Here is an 18,390-nt window from a genome sequence, read left to right as displayed (position 1 = left end):
TTTCTTCGAAGATATTTTCGAGTTTTGCGATTGCGGTGAGGAGGTTTTTTGCGTCTGGGCCGAGGGCGTTGAGGATGCGGCGTTCGAAGGCGAGCGCCTTGGGGACGATGGCGCGGTAGGCGCGCCGGCCTGCGGGGGTGAGGCTGAGGATCTCCTCGCGCCGGTCGGCGGGGCTTTCGCGGCGGGCGAGCCAGCGCCGCTCCTCGAGCGCCCGCACCGCCCGGCTGACCTTGGTCTTGTGCATCGCCGAATGCCGCCCGATCGCCGTGGCGCCGAGGGCCTCGGCCTGGCCGAGCGTCGCCAGCACCCGCCATTCCGGGATCGTCAGGTCGTGATGCGGGCCGTAGACGGCGCGGAACTCCTGCGACACCGCCGCCGCGAGGCGGTTGAGCCGGTAGGGCAGGAAGCGTTCGAGGGCGAGCTCGGTCATGCGCTTGTTAGTTACAAAATCGACGGTTACGTCTGTAACCATTGCGGGCCGCGGGCGCAACCGCGGCTCCCCCGTTTTCGGCGGCGGCCCACGGCCCCCGTCGCGCTCCCAGCCCCGATCCGAGGAGGTCAGGTCCATGAACGTCCAGAACCCATCCCGGCCGCAGGCCGCCGCGCCCCTCGAGAGCGCGCTCCAGCCCGGCTACATGTCCGGCTTCGGCAACGGCTTCGAGACCGAGGCCCTGCCCGGCGCGCTGCCGATCGGGCGCAACTCGCCGCAGCAATGCGCCTACGGCCTGTATGCCGAGCAGCTCTCCGGCTCGCCGTTCACCGCGCCGCGCACCACCAACGAGCGCTCCTGGCTCTACCGCATCCGCCCGACGGTGACCCATTGGGGCCAGTTCACCAAGGCCGAGATCGGCCTGTGGCGCACCGCGCCGGCGGCCGAGGTCGAGCTGCCGATCGCGCCGATGCGCTGGGACCCGATCCCGCTGCCGGCCGCGCCGGTGTCGTTCCTCGAGGGCGTGCGCACCATGACCACGGCGGGCGATGCCGGCTCCCAGGCCGGCATGGGCGCGCATGTCTATCTCATCACCCGCTCGATGGCGGACGAGTATTTCTACAATGCCGACGGCGAGCTGCTGTTCGTGCCGCAGCAGGGCGCTTTGCGGCTGTGGACCGAGTTCGGCATCATCGACATCGAGCCGGGCGAGATCGCGGTGATCCCGCGCGGGGTGAAGATCCGGGTCGAACTCGTCGACGGGCCGGCGCGGGGCTATCTGTGCGAGAACTACGGCGGCGCCTTCACGCTGCCGGAGCGCGGGCCGATCGGGGCCAATTGCCTGGCCAATCCGCGCGACTTCCTGACCCCGGTGGCGGCCTATGAGGACAAGGACGCGCCGTCGAAGATGTACGTGAAGTGGGGCGGGGTGCTGTGGGTGGCGGAGATCGGGCATTCGCCGCTCGACGTGGTGGCCTGGCACGGCAATTACGCGCCCTACAAGTACGACCTGCGGCGCTACTCGCCGGTGGGTCCGATCCTGTACGACCATGCGGATCCGTCGATCTTCACGGTGCTGACCTCGCCGTCGGAGACGCCCGGCACGGCCAATATCGACTTCGTGATCTTCCCCGACCGCTGGCTGGTGGCGGAGAACACGTTCCGTCCGCCGTGGTACCACATGAACGTGATGAGCGAGTTCATGGGGCTGATCTACGGGGTGTACGACGCCAAGACCGGGGGCGGGTTCGTGCCCGGGGGCATGTCGCTGCACAACACGATGCTGCCGCACGGGCCGGACGTGGATGCGTTCGAGAAGGCGAGCCATGTGGAGCTCAAGCCGCACAAGCTCGAGGGCACGCTGGCCTTCATGTTCGAGACGCGCTTTCCGCAGAAGGTCACCGCCTTCGCCGCCGCGACCGACGCCCTGCAGAAAGACTACGCCGCATACGGACACAAACTCAAAAAACACTTCAACCCAAATAAGAGATAAGCGGAATATCGTGGCGCTGCGCGCCCAGGCTTGAAGCAACGCGGACTATAGCGGCCACCGGGACAAGATTCCGGTGGCCGCGATTTTTAGGATCATGCAACAATTTTCGATGCTGTTCTTTTACGATAATGTTTTGTTGCAACATATGTTGTCGAGGGCGGCGCTTACCACTTTAGGATAGGAGCAAATGCTCCACTCCATCTGCCACAATCCAGCCGCACTGCGACGCTTACCTTCAACCGGCGCCTGTATCGAGCGCCTGTCGAAACATGGAAGCGAATAGGCTGCCGATGAGTCCGGAAAGAAAGAACCTTTCGGTTGCGTCCGACACCGATGGCGTCATGGCGGAACTCGAACGCACGATGATCGCATCGATTGCGCTGATGAAGCGCCTCAGGCGTGAAAAGCGGCGTTCGAGCCGGTTCGAACGCGATGCCGGGCAGCAGGGAGAGTGACAGAGGCCACCTGCGTGGCCTGTCTCTTCTTGGCTAGGCCGCATTCTTCGACGACCCGTCGATTGCGGGTTGGGACAATCGGAGAACGGCGTGGCAGGTTTTGTGCCCGTTGAAGCGGCGTCCAATCTATGGCCTGCCGAAAATCCCGGTGTCCTCATTCCTGTGCGCTCAATCCAGTCCGAACGTGCCGTAAACGGATGCCCGGTCCACTTTTCTGCACGATGCGCTAGAACTCCCGGCCGCCATGAGAATATCGTCCATCGTCGATTCTCCGCGCGAGCCATGAGGAGCAGCCAGTGACCGATCATCTTCCCGCCGTTCTCGACCGCATCGATGCCGACCTGGACAAGAGCCTCGAACGCCTGTTCGCCTTCATCCGCATCCCGAGCATCTCCACGGATCCGGCCTACAAGGACGATTGCCGGAAGGCGGCGGAATGGATGGCGGCAGAGTTGCGCGAGTTGGGATTCGACGCACAGGCCCGTTCCACGACCGGTCATCCCATGGTTGTCGGACATCATGCGAAGGCCGTCCAAGGGCCGCACGTGCTGTTCTATGGCCATTACGATGTGCAGCCGGTGGACCCGCTCGAATTGTGGAAGACGCCGCCCTTCGAGCCGACCCTGGTTGCTGCGCCCAACGGCGACACATGGATCGTCGCGCGGGGCGCGTCGGACGACAAGGGAGCCCTCATGACCTTCATCGAGGCGTGCCGGGCGTGGAAAGCCGTCACCGGAGAATTGCCTCTTCGCGTCTCGATCCTGCTCGAAGGCGAGGAAGAATCCGGCAGCCCGAGCCTCAAGCCCTTCCTGGAGGCAAACCGCGATGAGCTGTCGCTCGATCTCGCGCTCGTGTGCGACACGGATATGTGGGACAACGATACCCCGGCCGTAACCACCATGCTGCGCGGTCTCGTGGGGGAGGAGGTCGAGATTACCTGTGCCGACCGGGACCTCCATTCCGGCATGTTCGGCTCTGCCGCCCGCAATCCGATCCATCTCCTCACCGAGGCTCTCGCATCCCTGCGCGACTCGCAAGGACGCATCACCTTGCCCGGGTTCTATGACGGCGTTCAGGAATTGCCCGCGGCCGTGAAGGATCAGTGGAACCGTCTGCCCTTCGACGAAGCCGGTTTCCTCGGCCAGGTGGGTCTGAGCATCCCGGCGGGCGAGAAGGGCCGCAGCGTTCTCGAGCAGATCTGGGCCCGTCCGACCTGCGAGGTGAACGGCATCGTCGGCGGCTATACCGGCGAAGGTTTCAAGACCGTGATCCCTTCGAAGGCGTCTGCCAAAGTATCCTTCCGGCTGGTGGCGGGGCAGGACCCGGCCAAGATCCGTGAGGCGTTTCGCGCTCACATCCGCGAACGGATCCCCGCCGATTGCAGCGTGACCTTCAAGGAGCACGGCGGCAGTCCGGCGCTCAGCCTGCCGCTGGATGGCCCCTTCCTCAAGCCGACGCTCGATGCGCTGACGGAGGAATGGGGCTGCGAAGCAGCGCTGGCCGGAACCGGCGGCTCGATCCCCATCGTCGGAGACTTCAAGCGCCTGCTCGGGATGGATTCGCTCATGGTGGGCTTCGCGCGTTTCGACAACCGCGTGCACTCGCCCAACGAGAAATACGATCTGTCGAGCTTCCATCATGGAATCCGTTCCTGGGCGCGCATTCTCGCAGCGCTCGCTCGGCAAGGGTGAGCTGGGCATCGCCATTACGCCATCGTTCAAGGATGCGGGTCACGTGATCGTGACGAACTGATCGATGGCGACAGCTGCAACGTTCAGGCGTATAGTCGAAGCACAGGTTACGGTTGCGCGTGACCTCTTCGACGAAGCACGCATGGCCGCAATCTCAACTGCCAAGGTTTCAGCCCTGGAGGAGCGGTTATGGCCCATTTCCATATTGTCGCCGGTGCCGGCGAGGTTCCGGCCCATCCCGTTGTCAGAAGAATTACACCAGCCGATTTGAAGGAAGCCCTCGCGAGGGGCTTCGATGACTTTTGGGCCATGCCCTCCCATCTCGTCTTTCTCGGACTGATTTATCCGGTCGTCGGGGTCTGCCTGGCGGCGCTGACCTTCAGCAACAATGCGTTGCCGCTTCTTTATCCGTTGGCCTCCGGCTTCGCGTTGGTCGGTCCCTTCGCCGGCGTCGGGCTTTACGAGATCAGCAGGCGCCGGGAGCTTGGCCTTTCCGTCTCATGGCAGGACGCATTCGACGTTCTCAAATCGCCTTCGATCCCGTCGATCGTGGCCCTCGGCGTTCTGCTTCTGGTGATCTTCCTTGTCTGGTTGACGACGGCCCGTCTGCTCTACGAGTCTCTTTTCGGCTATGCTGCGCCGGCGTCCTATGCGCATTTCATGAACCAAGTTCTCACGACGCCGCAGGGCATGAGGCTGATCCTTGTCGGCAATGCCCTCGGCTTCGTCTTCGCGGGCGTCGTGTTGAGCATCAGCGTGATTTCGTTCCCCCTGATGCTCGACCGCGACGTCGGTGTGGCGGTTGCCGTCTATACCTCCATCAAGGCGGTCGTGATGAATCCGATCACCATGGCCTTGTGGGGGTTGATCGTTGCGGCGATGCTTCTCGTCGGCTCCATCCCGTTGTTCGTCGGGCTTGCAATCGTAATGCCCGTGCTGGGTCATGCAACCTGGCATCTTTATCGCCGCGTCATCGAGCCTCCTCATCCTGAGGAGGCGCATCCGGCTGCCTGAACATCGCTTTCTCGTGAGGGTGGCATCGTTCGTGATGCCGCCTTCTTTCTCACGGGCCTGATGTGAGGAACGTCATCCGCGAGAGAAGCGTGTGGTCCGCTTCGAACACCATGATCGCCACGAAGACCAAGACGGCGCCGACCGGCACGAGAATGGCATAGACCAGGGACAGCCTCTCCCATGCCATGTGCATGAAGATCGCGACGATGAGGCCGGCCTTCAGCACCATGAACAAGGTAATAAGGGTATATCTCAGCAATCCCTGAAGCTGAAAGTAATCCACGAAGTAGGAACAGGCGCTCAACACGAACAGCCACAGCCAGACAGCGAGATAGAGCTTGATGGGGTGCTGTTGTCCCTCTGCGTGGGCAGCGGCTTGCGTCATGGCTTTCCTCCTACCAAAGATAGAAGAAGGCAAAGATGAAGACCCAGACCAGATCGACGAAGTGCCAGTAGAGCCCCATGATCTCGACGGATTCATAGCTTCCTCTGCGGCTGGTGAAAAAGCCGCGGCGCTCCCGGTCGAAGTCGCCGCGCCAGACCTTCCTGGCGATGATGAGAAGGAAGAGAACGCCGAAGCTCACATGGGTGCCGTGGAAGCCGGTGATCATGAAAAAGGACGAGCCGAACTGAGCGGCGCCCCAGGGATTGGCCCAGGGGCGAACGCCTTCATGGATCAGCTTCGTCCATTCGAAGGCCTGCATGCCGACGAATGTGGCGCCCAGCAGCGCCGTCATGAGCATGAGAGCGGCCGTCTTCCTGCGATCGCGGCGATAGCCGAAATTCACCGCCATGGCCATGGTGCCGCTGCTGCTGATGAGCACGAACGTCATGATGGCGATCAGGAGAAGAGGGAAGCTGGTGCCTCCGATCGTGAGCGCGAAGACCTCGCTAGAATTGGGCCAGGGCACCGTCGTGGACATGCGCGCGGTCATGTAGGCGATCAGGAAGCAGCTGAACACGAAGGTGTCGCTGAGGAGAAAGACCCACATCATCGCTTTGCCCCAGGAGACATGGCGAAAGGCCTGTCTGTCGGATGCAAAGTCGGACGCGATGCTTCGCAGACCCGATGTCTCCGAAGAGGCCTCGCCTGGCTGTGTCAGAGCATGTTCCGCCATCGGCCGGTCTCCTCTCACGTCAGCAATTGCCGGCAGATATCGATGAACGCGCCGCCCCAGCCGGTCAGGATGCCGAGGAAGACGAGCCAGACCAGGAGCAGGAAGTGCCAGTACATGGCGCATAGCTCCACGGATTGGCGTAAGGGTTCCGAATCCTGTTGCCGCCATGCCCTCTCGCTCGTTCTCCCCAGCGCCACCAGACCGCCCAGGATATGAAGCCCGTGTGCGCCCGTCACGACGTAGAAGAAGGCATTCGCCGGATTGCCCGTGAGGCGGTATCCTTCCTCCGCGAGCTGCTGCCATGCAAGAAGCTGCCCCGACAGAAAGGCCAGGGTTGAAACGCCTGCTGCAAGAAGATCCACCCTAAGCTCGTGCATGTCCCTGCGGCGAGCGGAGCTCTTTCCCCGCTGAAGGGCAAGGCTGCCCAGGACGAGCATGAAAGTATTGAGCCATAGAATTGTCGGCACGGGCACATTGCGCCAATCGGGCAATTGCATGCGCATGGAATAGGCGCTGATGAACAGTGCGAAGAAGGAGCCGACGACCGCGAGAAAGACGCCAAGACCGATCTTCGAGGGCGTAGCGCGAGAATTCTCGGTATCCGGCAGGTCATCGGTCGTTCCCGCTTCCAGCCAGGGCTTGGACATCAGTCCCTGCCGTGAGAGCCACCACGCTGCGATGACCGCCAGTCCGCTCAGGAAGAAGAGGATGCTAGCCATGAAGCCCTCCCGGTGCGGTTGAGGTGAATCCTGGCTGGTTCTGCGGCAGGAAATCCTGATCGGCGCCGGGAACGCTGTAGTCATAGGCCCACCGGTAGACCACAGGCAGTTCCTTGCCCCAGTTGCCGTGGGGGGGCGGCGTTTCCGGGGTTTGCCATTCCAGTGTCGTCGCGCGCCAAGGATTGCCGCCGGCTGGCTTTCCGTAGCGCAGACTCCAGAAGAGATTGAACACGAAGGTGAGCTGGACCGCTCCCACGATCAGTGCGGCGACGGTGATGAAGGCATTGAGCGTATGTGCGGAGGCAGGAACGAAAGCCATGTCGCCGATGTCGTGATACCGGCGCGGAATCCCCATCAGTCCCAGATAATGCATGGGGAAGAAGATCGCGTAGGCCCCGAGGAACGTCACCCAGAAATGGAGCTTGCCGAGGATATCGTTCATCATGCGCCCGGTGATTTTCGGATACCAGTGATAGATCGCTCCGAAGATCACGAGGATCGGCGCGACGCCCATGACCATGTGGAAGTGCGCGACGACGAACATGGTATCCGAAAGAGGGACGTCCACGACCACGTTGCCGAGAAAGAGGCCGGTGAGCCCGCCATTCACGAAGGTGACGATGAAGGCCAGTGCGAACAGCATGGGGACGGTGAGGTGGATATCGCCCCGCCAGAGGGTCAAGATCCAATTATAGACCTTGATGGCCGTCGGAACGGCGATGATCAAGGTCGTCGTGGCGAAGAAGAACCCGAAATAGGGGTTCATGCCGCTGACATACATATGATGCGCCCAAACCACGAAACTGAGCGCACCGATAGCGAGAAGGGCCCAGACCATCATGCGATAGCCGAAGATGTTGCGCCGCGCATGGGTGCTGATGAGGTCGGAAACGATCCCGAAGGCCGGCAGGGCGACGATGTAGACTTCAGGATGCCCAAAGAACCAGAAAAGATGCTGGAAGAGCAGGGGGCTGCCGCCGCTCCGCTCGAGCGGTTGGCCCATCTCGACGATGGAGGGAACGAAGAAGCTGGTCCCGAATACCCGGTCGAAGAGCAGCATGACCGATCCGACGAAGAGGGCAGGGAAGGCGAGGAGCGCCATGAAGCTCGCCGTGAAGATGCCCCAGACCGTGAGCGGCATGCGCATCAGCGTCATGCCGCGCGCCCGCGCCTGCAGAACGGTGACGACGTAATTCAAGCCGCCCATGGTAAAGCCGATGATGAAGATCATCAGCGAGACGAGCATCAGGACGATGCCCCAATCCTGCCCTCCGGGCGTGCCGGAGAGGATGGCCTGCGGAGGATAGAGTGTCCAGCCCGCACCGCTGGGTCCGCCCGGAGCGAAGAAGCTCGACACCAGAACGAGGACGGCGAGCAGATAAACCCAGAAGCTCAGCATGTTGACATAGGGAAAGACCATGTCGCGCGCGCCGACCATCAGCGGGATCAGGTAGTTTCCGAACCCGCCCAGGAACAGGGCAGTGAGCACATAGACCACCATCATCATGCCGTGCATGGTGATGAACTGGTAATAGGCATTGGCATCGATGAAGGAGAATACACCCGGAAATCCGAGCTGGAGGCGCATGAGCCAGGACAATACGAGGGCGATGAGGCCGACAGAGAAGGCAACGAGCGAATATTGAATCGCAATGACCTTGGCGTCCTGGCTGAAGACGTATTTCGTGATCCAGCTGTGGGGATGGTACAGCTCGACATCGTCGATTGGGTGTGACGCTACGGCTCCGGTGGAGCCAAGAGGAACATCAACCATCAGGACACTCTCCCCGGCTGCTTTACGCCTCCACTTCACTCAATCGGGCACGGCAACGAGGTCACGGGGAGCGGGCATGAGATGCGCGAAGCTGCTCACGATCCGATCCTGCAGCCATGCCTGATAATCGACCGCCTCCTGAACCACGACCGTGCCGCGCATCTGCGGATGCCCCACGCCGCACAGTTCCGCGCAGAGAATTTCGAAGCTTCCCGTTCGGGTGGGGGTGAACCAGACGTAGGAAACCTGGCCGGGCACGAGATCCATCTTCGCCCGCAATTCCGGGACATAGAAATCGTGGATGACGTCGACGGAGCGCAGCAGGGCCTTGACGGGCTTGCCGATCGGCAAGTGCAGTTCTCCGCCTTCGATCAGGATGTCGTCTCGCGACTTCGGATCCTCCTTGTTCAGGCCCAGCGGATTGTCGGCGCTGATGAGGCGCATGTCCGACGCGCCCAGGCGGCCGTCCGCGCCGGGAAGCCTGAAGCTCCATTGCCATTGCTGGCCGACGATCTCGATGTCCGTGGCCTCTTCCGGAACGGTGATGAACTGTCTCCAGACGAACAGGCCGGGAGCCAGCATCGCGGCAACGCCGATGGCCGTGATGGCGGTCAGCCACGCTTCCAGCTTTCGGTTCTCCGGTTCGTAGATAGCCTGCTGTCCGTCGCGATGACGGAACCGGTAGACGCAGTAAGCCGTGAAGAGGACGACCGCGACGAAGACCGTGCCCGTGATCCAGAAGGTCATGATGATGGTATCGTCGATATAGCGCCAGTTCGAAGCGATCGGCGTCCACCACCAGGGGCTGACAAGGTGGAAAGCCACCGAGCCGACGACGATCAGAACAAGTATGAGCGCTACAGCCATTTCTTACCCATCCTTACCCCTAAGGCTTTGGATTGAAGCAGAAGGCGTGAACTCTATCGATCTCGATACATTGGTTTGATTGCAAGCTTATTGAAGAAACTGCAATCCAAACCCGCTCAAAAAAGCATCGGCGGCAAGCGGATACTTCATCTATGGCAACGACTGAAATCTGCTGCCAGTATTCAAGAAATTACACCTAACGGTTCAGCCGGTCAATGCGGCTTGGCTATCCGCTTCGCGTGCGATGCGTGATGAGGCTGCCCCATTCCAGATTAATCCATGGGCGCTGATAGCATGCCGCACGCGTGCCATTGTAGAGTTTCTGCTCGTCATGTTTTAGGCATTTTTGTGGCATTGACCGGTGCTGAGCGTTGAGCTTGGCGACGTTTCCTCACGCATGGTTTACGCATATTCCTTTTATTCTCGCGCTATCCGGCAACAAGGAATCGAAATCCGGCAGTCGGGGTTTTGCCGTTGAGGAAACTATGGTTAGGTGCTCGCCCATGAACCTCGACAGATCACGGTAACGGTTCCGCATGCTGAAGGCCGGAATGCCAAACCGAAACCATCGGTCGACTATGACAAAGGGAAAGAGTGCCTTAAGTGCCGCGGTTGAGCACCAGACGATGGATTGTGTTTCTTTCGTTCGCATGCGTTCTCCTCGGCGGAGTTCCATCGACGCCTGCCGGCGCGTTCGATCTCTTCGGCTGGTTCCGCAAAAGTGAGGAGCCGCCTTCGCCCAGCGCATCGGCTCTTCCTTATTCCCTGGAGTTCTCCACCGGCGGCGACAGCGATCTCGCGCAGGCCCTCAAGGACGCTTCGACCCTTCAAACGCTGCAATCCGATCCTCCGCCGGATGCCACCTCCCTGGTCACCCGGGCCGAGGCCGATCTGCCCCGCCTGATCGATGCGCTTTGGGGCGCCGGATATTACAATGCGCGCGTCACCATCGATGTCGCGGGCGTTCCGTTGGACTTGCAGACGTCTCGCACGGATGCAGCCACCCGCGCCGCGGCGCGCTATCAGGCGCGCGCACTCGTCCCTATCCGGATCGTCGCCGATCCGGGTTCACAGTTCGTCCTTCGGAATGTCGATATCCGTGACGCCAGGAGCAAGCATCCTTTCGCGCCGTCTGAACTTCCGCAGAGGGTCGTGAAGATGCAGCCGGGGGATCCGGCGCGTTCCGCCGATATCCTGGCTGCCGAGGCGCGCGTCGTCGATCACTTCCGCGCTCAGTCGCGGCCTTTCGCCAAGGTTCGGCACCTTGAACCCGTGGTGTTTCATCCGGCTCGGGTGATGGACGTGACGCTCGGGGTCGATCCCGGACCTCGCGCCGGAATCGGGACGATCGCGATCCAGGGGGCGGAGGGCGTCGATCCCGCCGTGGTGCGGTCCTTCATCTATACGGAGCCCGGCGATCCTTATTCGCCGGCGGCGCTCGCCTCCATGCGCAAGTCGATCGGCCAGATCGAAGCGTTGTCGTCGGTGCGCATCCGCGAAGCGGAGAGCCTCGATTCCTTCGGGAACCTTCCTCTCTTCGTGGAACTGACGGAGCGCCCGCCACGGATCGTCGGCGCCTCGGTTCAGTATTCAACGACCGATGGGCCAGCGCTGCGGGCTTATTGGGCGCACAGGAATCTGTTCGGTGGCGCCGAGCGGCTCAGGCTGGAGGGCAATATCTTCTATCTCAGCGAGGATGGCGGTCAACCGGGCAGGGATGACGAGTGGACGTGGGACAATCTCGGCGGCCGGTTTCGTGCGAGTTTCCTCAAACCCGCCCTTGGCGGCACACGCAACGACCTCCTGGCCGAGGCCATGGTGGAGCGCGACAGGACCGAGGGATATACGAGCCGGTTCGTGAACGCGACGGCTGGAATCCGCCACCGCTTCAGCGAGACCTTCTCCGTCCAGGGCGGAATCGAATACGAGAAGGGACAGACGACCGACGTTCTCGGGCAGATCGATTATACGCTCGTCGGCTTGCCTCTCTCGCTGAGCTACGATTCCACGGATAATCCTCTCAATCCCACGCAAGGCGTCAGGCTTTTAGCCTCCGTCGCGCCGTATCCGGAGTTTCTCGGCTCGTCAGTTCCCATGACGGTCGCGCGGGGAACCGCCTCGGCCTATTATTCCCTGGACGATGAGGCGCGCTATGTGCTGGCCGGGCGTCTCGGCCTCGGCTCCATCGTTGGCGCCGATCTGGAGGATATCCCGGCGAACCGCCGCTTCTTCGCAGGCGGAGGCGGCTCGGTTCGCGGCTACCGCTACCGAACCCTGGGGCCGACCTTCCTGGGCGAGCCCATCGGCGGGCGCAGCCTGCTGGAGGCTTCGGTCGAGGCGCGCATCAAGCTCACGGATACCATCGGCGTCGTGCCCTTCCTCGACGCTGGCACCGCTTTCGAGTCGAGCTATCCGGATTTCGACGAGCGCATTCGCGTTTCTGCGGGCCTGGGGCTGCGTTACTACACGGGCATCGGCCCCATTCGCCTGGATGTGGCGGTCCCCTTGAATCCGGAACGGGGTGATCCGTCTTTTGCCGTCTATGTCGGAATCGGGCAGGCCTTCTGATGATCAAGCCAATCCGCTCCCTCGCCGTTCTGACCATCCTCGTGGCCGCGGCCCTGGTTGCGTCCTGGCTGATCGCCTCGCGTCCCAGTCAGGCGCAGAGCGACCAGAGCGTGCTGGCAAGCCTGATCTCGCGTCTGCTCTCGACTCCGGCCACGCGCGTTAGCATCGGCAGCATCGAAGGCGCGTTGTCCTCGAACGCTGTCATCCGCGATGTGCGCATTGCGGATCGCAACGGTGTCTGGCTCAGCCTCGACAGGGCCAGTCTGGTCTGGAGTCGAACGGCCTTGCTGCGGGGGCGGCTTCAGGTCGATGAGCTGACTGTCGATCGTCTCGATATCGCGCGCAGGCCGCTGCCGGCAGAGGAAGACGCGCCGATCTCCGACGAGCCGATCCTGCCCGACCTGCCTGTCAAGGTTGTGGTGAATCGTTTCGCTCTGCAGGAGCTGATCCTCGGAGAGCCGGTGATCGGCACCTCGGCGCGGCTTTCCGCGCAGGGCTCCGCCGAACTCGGCGATCCGTCCGAGGGGCTCAGGCTCGCTTTCGCCGCTCGACGCCTCGATGCCCCGGGGCGGCTCTCCATCGATCTCGATTATGTGCCGCAGACGAACCGTCTTGCCCTCGATCTGAAGCACCAGGAGCCGGAGGGTGGTATCGCAGCGCGGCTCATGAATCTGCCAGGTCTTCCTCCCGTCGATCTCAGCCTTGCAGGGCAGGGGCCTTTGAGCGATTTTGCAGCGCGTCTCGACTTTTCCGCAGGCGCGACCATCGGAGCGGCTGGCACGACGACGATCAGGAGAGCGAATGCCGCCTATGATCTGAACGTGGATCTTGCAGCCCGCATCGAAGGGCTGCTTCCGGCGCCCGCGGCTCCTGTTTTCCGCGGCACCACGCAACTCGTCGGCCGAGTCACGGTCGGCGACGACGGCAATGTCCGGTTCCAGCCTGTGCGCATCGCGTCGAATGTCGCGCGCTTCGAGCTTGCAGGAACCATGAGCCCCGGCCAGGTCCTTGATCTCACCCTGACCGCCAGGGCTCTGCCAACGGATGGAGCGAAGACGCGCGCGGGCGAAGCGGAGATTGCCCGGCTGAACTTCGATGGAACCGTGCAGGGACCTCTGACCGCTCCCCGCATCCACGGATCGCTCGATGCTGCGGAGGTGAGGCTCCCGCAAGGTTCTCTCGATGCCTTGAGCGCTCGGGTCGCCATGAGCCCAGCCGAGGATGTCTCGCTGCCCGACCGCTTCTCCTTCTCCATCGATGCCGATGCCTCCGGTATACGCCCAGCCGACAGGGCTCTCGCCAGGGCGATCGGAACGACGCTCACGGTCGCCTCGCGCGGCATGATCGATCGCGACGGGGTTGCCAGTGTTGATATGGCGCGGATCGCCACCTCCACGGCCCAGGCCGGCTTCACGGGAAGGGTGGGGCCGACCGTTCTCGATGGCACAGTGAATGCCGACATCCCGGCGCTTGCGCCCTTCTCGGGCCTCGCCGGTCGCTCTCTGCGCGGTTCCGCGGCTGTAACGGCCCGCCTGTCCGGCAATCCGCGCCGGTATGATGTGGCCGCTGCCTTTGAGGCCCGGTTGCGGGACCTCGCGACAGGAACGCCCGCCCTCGATGGGCTTCTTGGACCCTCCGTGACGGCCGCAGGCACCCTGCGCCGCATTCCCAACGGCTTCGCGTTCGAGAATCTTCGCGTCGATGGCGCTCATCTCGATGCCCGCATCGACGGCCGTGCCACGCAAACGGCAGCGGATATGGGCCTTGAGATCGCCATCGATGAGCTGAGATCGGTGGATTCGCGCATCTCGGCAGGCAAGGCGAGCATCGCAGCGCGTCTCTCGGGATCCCTGGAGAAGCCGAATGTCACGGGAACGGCGACCGTGAGCGAGGTCCGTGCCTTGGGCCGCTCCGTTCCGCGACTTGCCGTCGCTCTCGATGCGCAGGATGTGACGGGCGCGCTCGAAGCGGCCCTCACCCTCGACGGCCAAGTGGGAAACAAGCCCGCGACGGGCTCCGTGCATCTTGCGAAGACACCCGATGGCGGATGGCTGCTTGACCGTCTCGCCATCGATATCGGCTCCGTAGCGCTCCATGGAAGTCTCCGCCTCGACTCCGACCGGCTGGCCCAGGGCGAGATATCGCTGTCCGGCAGCAATTTCGACGACCTGAGCCCTCTCGTGTTGACGAAGCTGGATGGATCGCTCGATGCGACGGTGTCGCTCGCCGCGCGGGACGGTCGGCAGGACGCAACCGTCACGGCGCGCGGGCCTCGTTTCGCGGTTGCCGATGTGAGTGTCCGCGACTTCGCTGCAAACCTCGCAGGTCAGGATCTTTATCGCCACCCGGTAATCGACGGCACCGTCTCCGCCGATGCTCTGACAGTCGGCGGTCAGAACTACAGGAGCCTGCGCTTCGTTTCCGAGGGAACGCCGGATGCCTCGCGCTTTACCGCTGCCGCCACCGGAGCGGGCTTCAACCTCGACGCACAGGGACGTCTCATTCCTGGCGATGCGACGCGGATCGAGCTTTCAGCCTTCACGGCCCGGCGCGGCAGCAGACGTCTGGCCCTTGCACAGCCTGCGACGATCACGCTGCAGAAGGGTGCCGTCACTCTCTCCAATCTGGTCATCGCCGCCGATCAGGGCCGGATCGCATTGTCCGGCACCGTCGGCGACAGGCTCGATCTCTCCGTCGACATCCGCAACGTACCGCTCCAAACCGCGGAGATCGTCGCGCCCGATCTGGGGCTGGCAGGCATTGTCAACGGTAATGCCGCCATTGCAGGAACGATGACCAGCCCGACGGGTACATACCGTCTTACCGCTGCCGGGCTTGCAACGAACGAAACCCGGCAAGCCGGTCTGCCGCCCATTTCCGTCGAGGCACAGGGGCGGCTCGCCGACCAGCGCGCAGGCATCGACGCGCGGATCGCCGTCGGACGCGCCGGGACCTTGCAGGTTGCGGGCAGCGTGCCCATCGATCCTGCCGATGAGCTCGATCTTCGCGTTTCCGGCCGCACCGATCTTGCTCTTGCCAATAATGTCCTGTCGGCCTCCGGCCAGCGCCTCACCGGTGCGGCCAATCTCGATCTCTCCATGGCAGGACCGCTTAGAGGGCCACGCATCGACGGAACGATCACGATTGCCAATGCGAGCTTTGCGGATGCTCTGCAGGGGATTCAGTTGAACGGCATCGCGGGACGTCTCGCGGCGCGCGGGCAGGTGCTTTCCATCGAAAGCTTCACGGCGCAGACACCGAAGGGCGGTTCCCTTTCGGCCAGCGGCCGGGTCACCCTCGATCCCGCAGCGGGGCTTCCCGGCGACATCCGGATCACCGGCTCTCGCGCTCAGCTCGTTTCCAACCAAACCGTCGAGGCGAACGCCGATCTCGACCTGACTCTCTCAGGGCCTTTGTTGAGCAGGCCACGGGTGGCGGGGCGTGTCGACATCATCACCATGAACGTCGCCGTGCCTGATCGCCTGCCGACCACGCTGAGGCCGCTTCCCGGAACGAAGCATGTGCAGCCGACGCCGACTGCGACAGCGCGCCTCGCTCTCGCGCGGCGGCAGCAATCCGTCTCTGCGAAAGGCGCTCCCTTCCGCGCCGATCTCGACCTGATGCTGACGGCGCAGAACAGGATCTTCGTGCGGGGAAGGGGCATCAACGCCGAACTCGGCGGCGACTTGAAGCTGCAAGGGACGAGTCAGGATCCCGTCGCCATCGGCGCTTTCGAACTCCGCAGGGGACGCTTCGATCTTCTGGGGCAGAGGATCGAATTCGTGCGTGGCAGGCTCGACTTTTCCGGCGACCTCACGCCGTCGCTCGATTTCCTCGCCGAGACGCAGGCTGGAGACGTGACGGCCCGCATCGGAGTGACAGGACCCGCGTCGAGCCCGGAGTTCACCTTCAGCTCAGAGCCCGACCTGCCGCAGGACGAGATCCTCTCCCGCATCCTGTTCCAGAGGCCCTCCGGAGGTTTGTCGGCAGGTCAGGCGCTGCAGCTTGCGCAAGCCGTCGCACAGCTCTCCGGCGGCTCGGGCAACGATGCCTTCGAGAGCCTGCGCCGGTCGCTAGGAGTTGACAGTCTCGACATCACCGTCGGAGCCGGCGGCGGTCCTGGGGTCGGCGTTTCGCGTTATATCAGCGACAACGTCCGTGTCGGCGTGAAAGCCGGTGCGCAGCCCAACGAAAGCGGTGTCACGGTCGATATCGATCTGACGCGCCGCCTCAAGGCTCAGGGCGAGGTGAATGCCGAAGGCGGCAGCTCGGTCGGCTTGGGGTTCGAGTGGGAGTACTAGAAGCTTCCTGCTCTTGGCCCAGGTTTTTAGGCCGGTGCCGCCGCTTCCATATTCCCGTCAGCGGGAGTTTCGGTTGAAGCCGATGGTCACAGGTTGAGATTGGAGAGCGCCTTGGCAACGGCTTTCATGCCGTGCTCTCTGATCCGCATGCTCCTGAGCGCCCGCTCCTTCTTCTCGAGGCGGGACAGGTAAACATCGAACTCGGACGGCAGGGCAGGGTCGCCTAGATAGCGAGGCTTGTCCCCACGCTCGTAGTAATCGGCTCTCAGCGTCCGCCCCAGGTGCTCCCGGACCGCATCCGGAAGAGGCGGCGTATTGCCACGGCCCTTCAGACCCCCCTCTGGCGTCAGGCGGGAGAGATGGAATTTCGTAATCTTGTTCGGCATCTGCAACCCCACGACAATGCTTAAGGTTAACGCTTCGCCGCCCGTTCGGTTGCAACAGGGCGTTTTCTCCCGCTGGACTGTCCCAAAAACCCGTATGGGCATCGAATTCACAAGCTTCACTCAAGCCTCGGTCGCTAAGGCTTCCCTATTGTGTAGGGGACGAGCTTTGGAACACGACTTACTACTTGCGGAACGGCTCAAGTTCATGAGGATCGATGATGGAGTGTGCCAAGAGCTTCGCTCCATCTGGCAGGAAATTTCTCCCGTCCTGCCGACGATTCTCGAGCGCTTCTACGAACATATGCATCGGCAGCCGCAGCTGTCGAAGCTGATCGGGACGCAGCAGCCCCGTCTCGTGTCCGCTCAGATGCAGCATTGGGGACGGCTTTTCAGCGGCAATTTCGATGCCTCCTATGTGGAGGGCATTCGTCGCATCGGCCTCATTCACAACAAGATCGGGCTTGAGCCCCGGTGGTATATCGGGGGCTATGCCTTTGCGTTGAACGAGATCGTTCTTGCCCTGTCGAAGAAGCACCGCCTGAGCGGCGCATCTCTGGCCCGCAAGGTCATGGCCGTGAACCAGGCTGTCATGCTGGACATGGATTTCGCGATTTCCGTGTACCAGGAAGCGTTCGTGCAGGAGCGCCAGAAAAAGGGCGAGATGCTCTCGCAGGCCGTATCCGCCTTCTCCGATGCTGTTCAGGAAACCCTGCAGATCTCGACGCAGGCCAGCGGAGCCCTGTCGGAGAGCGCGACGGCTCTCGATGCGGCTACCGAGAGCGCCAGCTCTCTCGCCGCACAGGTGACCACGGCCGCCGAGCAGACCGCCTTGAACATGCAATCCGGCGCCGCCGCGACGGAAGAGCTTGCGGCTTCCGTCCGGGAGATCGGGCAGCAGGCCAGCCGTTCGGCCGATGTGGCGCGCCATGCGCTTGAAAGCTCCCAACGGACGAAGGAATCCGTGAACGGCCTGGCCGAGCAGGCCAGGCAGATCGGCGATGTGGTCGACCTGATCGAGCGGATCGCCGCTCAGACCAACCTGCTCGCGCTCAACGCCACCATCGAGGCTGCGCGTGCGGGTGAGATGGGCAAGGGCTTCGCGGTCGTTGCGCAGGAGGTCAAGACTCTTGCGAACCAGACCGCCAAGGCAACGACGGAGATCGGCTCACGCATCGGTGCCATTCAGGAGGCGACTCAGCAAAGCGTGACGGATATCGATCATATCGGCCGCATCATGGAAGAGCTCAGCACCATCGCGACGGCAATTGCCGCCGCCGTCGAGGAGCAGGCCGCGGTCACGTCCGAGATCGCCGTCAACGTGAACCAGACGACGGATCACACCCATGCCGTCGTTCGCAGCATCGAGGCCCTGGGCGGGTCAACGGCTTCAGCGGCCATGGCGGCTCAACATGTCTCCAGCGCCAAGCAGACCCTGGATCGGCAACTCCAGCGGCTGAAGCAGGATATCGAGCAGTTTCTGGTCACGGCCCGGGCCGTTTAAAACATTCGCTTGCAAAGGCCGGAGCGATCCGGCCTTCGTCATGTCTGCCGGCGCATCTCCCGGCGGTCTGCCAG

At 62.8% G+C, this 18,390-nt stretch carries 13 protein-coding genes; 6 read left to right on the top strand and 7 right to left on the bottom strand.

Annotation, left to right across the window (positions count from 1 at the left end; genetic code table 11):
- On the bottom strand, positions 1 to 430 hold a 430-nt coding region (locus L879_RS0108380; RefSeq protein WP_027315705.1), incomplete at its 3' end, for a MarR family winged helix-turn-helix transcriptional regulator.
- 136 nt (positions 431 to 566) lie between these two features.
- On the opposite strand from L879_RS0108380, the gene hmgA reads away from it, so the two are divergent.
- The 3 genes from hmgA to L879_RS0108360 all read left to right on the top strand — a co-directional run bounded on the left by hmgA (position 567) and on the right by L879_RS0108360 (position 5,082).
- Positions 567 to 1,922: a homogentisate 1,2-dioxygenase gene (gene hmgA, locus L879_RS0108375; protein WP_027315142.1), complete on the top strand. Its 1,356-nt coding sequence runs from the start codon at positions 567 to 569 to the stop codon at positions 1,920 to 1,922.
- 751 nt (positions 1,923 to 2,673) lie between these two features.
- Positions 2,674 to 4,068, top strand: a complete 1,395-nt coding sequence (locus L879_RS0108365) for a dipeptidase (protein ID WP_027315704.1) — start codon at positions 2,674 to 2,676, stop codon at positions 4,066 to 4,068.
- Positions 4,069 to 4,257: 189 nt separating this feature from the next.
- Positions 4,258 to 5,082 carry a DUF2189 domain-containing protein gene (locus tag L879_RS0108360; protein WP_027315703.1) on the top strand — a complete coding sequence of 275 codons (825 nt, stop codon included), beginning with the start codon at positions 4,258 to 4,260 and terminating at the stop codon, positions 5,080 to 5,082.
- A 49-nt stretch (positions 5,083 to 5,131) separates the two neighbouring features.
- On the opposite strand, the gene L879_RS0108355 is transcribed toward L879_RS0108360, so the two are convergent.
- Genes L879_RS0108355 through L879_RS0108335 form a run of 5 tightly spaced genes read right to left on the bottom strand, consistent with a single transcriptional unit; the run spans position 5,132 to position 9,560 of the window.
- On the bottom strand, positions 5,132 to 5,467 hold the full coding sequence (locus L879_RS0108355; protein WP_035459009.1) for a cytochrome C oxidase subunit IV family protein: 336 nt from the start codon (positions 5,465 to 5,467) through the stop codon (positions 5,132 to 5,134).
- A 10-nt stretch (positions 5,468 to 5,477) separates the two neighbouring features.
- Positions 5,478 to 6,200, bottom strand: a complete 723-nt coding sequence (locus tag L879_RS0108350; protein ID WP_027315701.1) for a heme-copper oxidase subunit III family protein — start codon at positions 6,198 to 6,200, stop codon at positions 5,478 to 5,480.
- 14 nt (positions 6,201 to 6,214) lie between these two features.
- Positions 6,215 to 6,919 carry a cytochrome c oxidase subunit 3 gene (locus tag L879_RS0108345; protein WP_027315700.1) on the bottom strand — a complete coding sequence of 235 codons (705 nt, stop codon included), beginning with the start codon at positions 6,917 to 6,919 and terminating at the stop codon, positions 6,215 to 6,217.
- Complete coding sequence (ctaD, locus tag L879_RS0108340; RefSeq protein ID WP_035459007.1) at positions 6,912 to 8,693, bottom strand: cytochrome c oxidase subunit I; 1,782 nt, start codon at positions 8,691 to 8,693, stop codon at positions 6,912 to 6,914. Before ctaD ends, L879_RS0108345 begins: the two co-directional genes overlap by 8 nt.
- A gap of 39 nt (positions 8,694 to 8,732) precedes the next feature.
- Positions 8,733 to 9,560 (bottom strand): cytochrome c oxidase subunit II, encoded by an 828-nt coding sequence (locus L879_RS0108335; RefSeq protein ID WP_027315698.1) that lies wholly within the window; start codon positions 9,558 to 9,560, stop codon positions 8,733 to 8,735.
- A 633-nt stretch (positions 9,561 to 10,193) separates the two neighbouring features.
- On the opposite strand from L879_RS0108335, the gene L879_RS0108330 reads away from it, so the two are divergent.
- Together L879_RS0108330 and L879_RS0108325 are read left to right on the top strand one after the other, a co-directional pair.
- Positions 10,194 to 12,128 carry an autotransporter assembly complex protein TamA gene (locus tag L879_RS0108330; RefSeq protein WP_245265191.1) on the top strand — a complete coding sequence of 645 codons (1,935 nt, stop codon included), beginning with the start codon at positions 10,194 to 10,196 and terminating at the stop codon, positions 12,126 to 12,128.
- Positions 12,128 to 16,429 (top strand): translocation/assembly module TamB domain-containing protein, encoded by a 4,302-nt coding sequence (locus L879_RS0108325; protein WP_051435161.1) that lies wholly within the window; start codon positions 12,128 to 12,130, stop codon positions 16,427 to 16,429. The genes L879_RS0108330 and L879_RS0108325 overlap by 1 nt, the downstream gene beginning before the upstream one ends.
- Positions 16,430 to 16,515: 86 nt before the next feature.
- Here the strand turns inward: L879_RS0108325 and L879_RS20980 are convergent, their stop codons facing one another.
- Positions 16,516 to 16,815 (bottom strand): hypothetical protein, encoded by a 300-nt coding sequence (locus tag L879_RS20980; protein ID WP_245265190.1) that lies wholly within the window; start codon positions 16,813 to 16,815, stop codon positions 16,516 to 16,518.
- A gap of 148 nt (positions 16,816 to 16,963) precedes the next feature.
- On the opposite strand from L879_RS20980, the gene L879_RS0108315 reads away from it, so the two are divergent.
- Positions 16,964 to 18,316, top strand: a complete 1,353-nt coding sequence (locus L879_RS0108315; protein ID WP_280948941.1) for a globin-coupled sensor protein — start codon at positions 16,964 to 16,966, stop codon at positions 18,314 to 18,316.
- The last annotated feature ends 74 nt before the right edge of the window (positions 18,317 to 18,390 follow it).

The sequence above is a fragment of the Microvirga flocculans ATCC BAA-817 genome (assembly GCF_000518665.1).
In the GTDB taxonomy this organism is placed as follows: Bacteria; Pseudomonadota; Alphaproteobacteria; order Rhizobiales; family Beijerinckiaceae; genus Microvirga; species Microvirga flocculans.
The sequence above is the reverse complement of the archived record's forward strand: the minus strand, read 5'-3'. Positions and strand labels throughout refer to the sequence as shown.

What these genes read in the sequence shown, in the direction of transcription:
- hmgA (WP_027315142.1), top strand. Translation starts at nt 567, where the DNA reads ATGAACGTCCAGAACCCATCCCGGCCGCAGGCCGCCGCGCCCCTCGAG.
- L879_RS0108335 (WP_027315698.1), bottom strand. Translation starts at nt 9,560, where the DNA reads ATGGCTGTAGCGCTCATACTTGTTCTGATCGTCGTCGGCTCGGTGGCT.
- L879_RS0108355 (WP_035459009.1), bottom strand. Translation starts at nt 5,467, where the DNA reads ATGACGCAAGCCGCTGCCCACGCAGAGGGACAACAGCACCCCATCAAG.
- L879_RS0108345 (WP_027315700.1), bottom strand. Translation starts at nt 6,919, where the DNA reads ATGGCTAGCATCCTCTTCTTCCTGAGCGGACTGGCGGTCATCGCAGCG.
- L879_RS0108325 (WP_051435161.1), top strand. Translation starts at nt 12,128, where the DNA reads ATGATCAAGCCAATCCGCTCCCTCGCCGTTCTGACCATCCTCGTGGCC.
- L879_RS20980 (WP_245265190.1), bottom strand. Translation starts at nt 16,815, where the DNA reads ATGCCGAACAAGATTACGAAATTCCATCTCTCCCGCCTGACGCCAGAG.
- ctaD (WP_035459007.1), bottom strand. Translation starts at nt 8,693, where the DNA reads ATGGTTGATGTTCCTCTTGGCTCCACCGGAGCCGTAGCGTCACACCCA.
- L879_RS0108350 (WP_027315701.1), bottom strand. Translation starts at nt 6,200, where the DNA reads ATGGCGGAACATGCTCTGACACAGCCAGGCGAGGCCTCTTCGGAGACA.
- L879_RS0108360 (WP_027315703.1), top strand. Translation starts at nt 4,258, where the DNA reads ATGGCCCATTTCCATATTGTCGCCGGTGCCGGCGAGGTTCCGGCCCAT.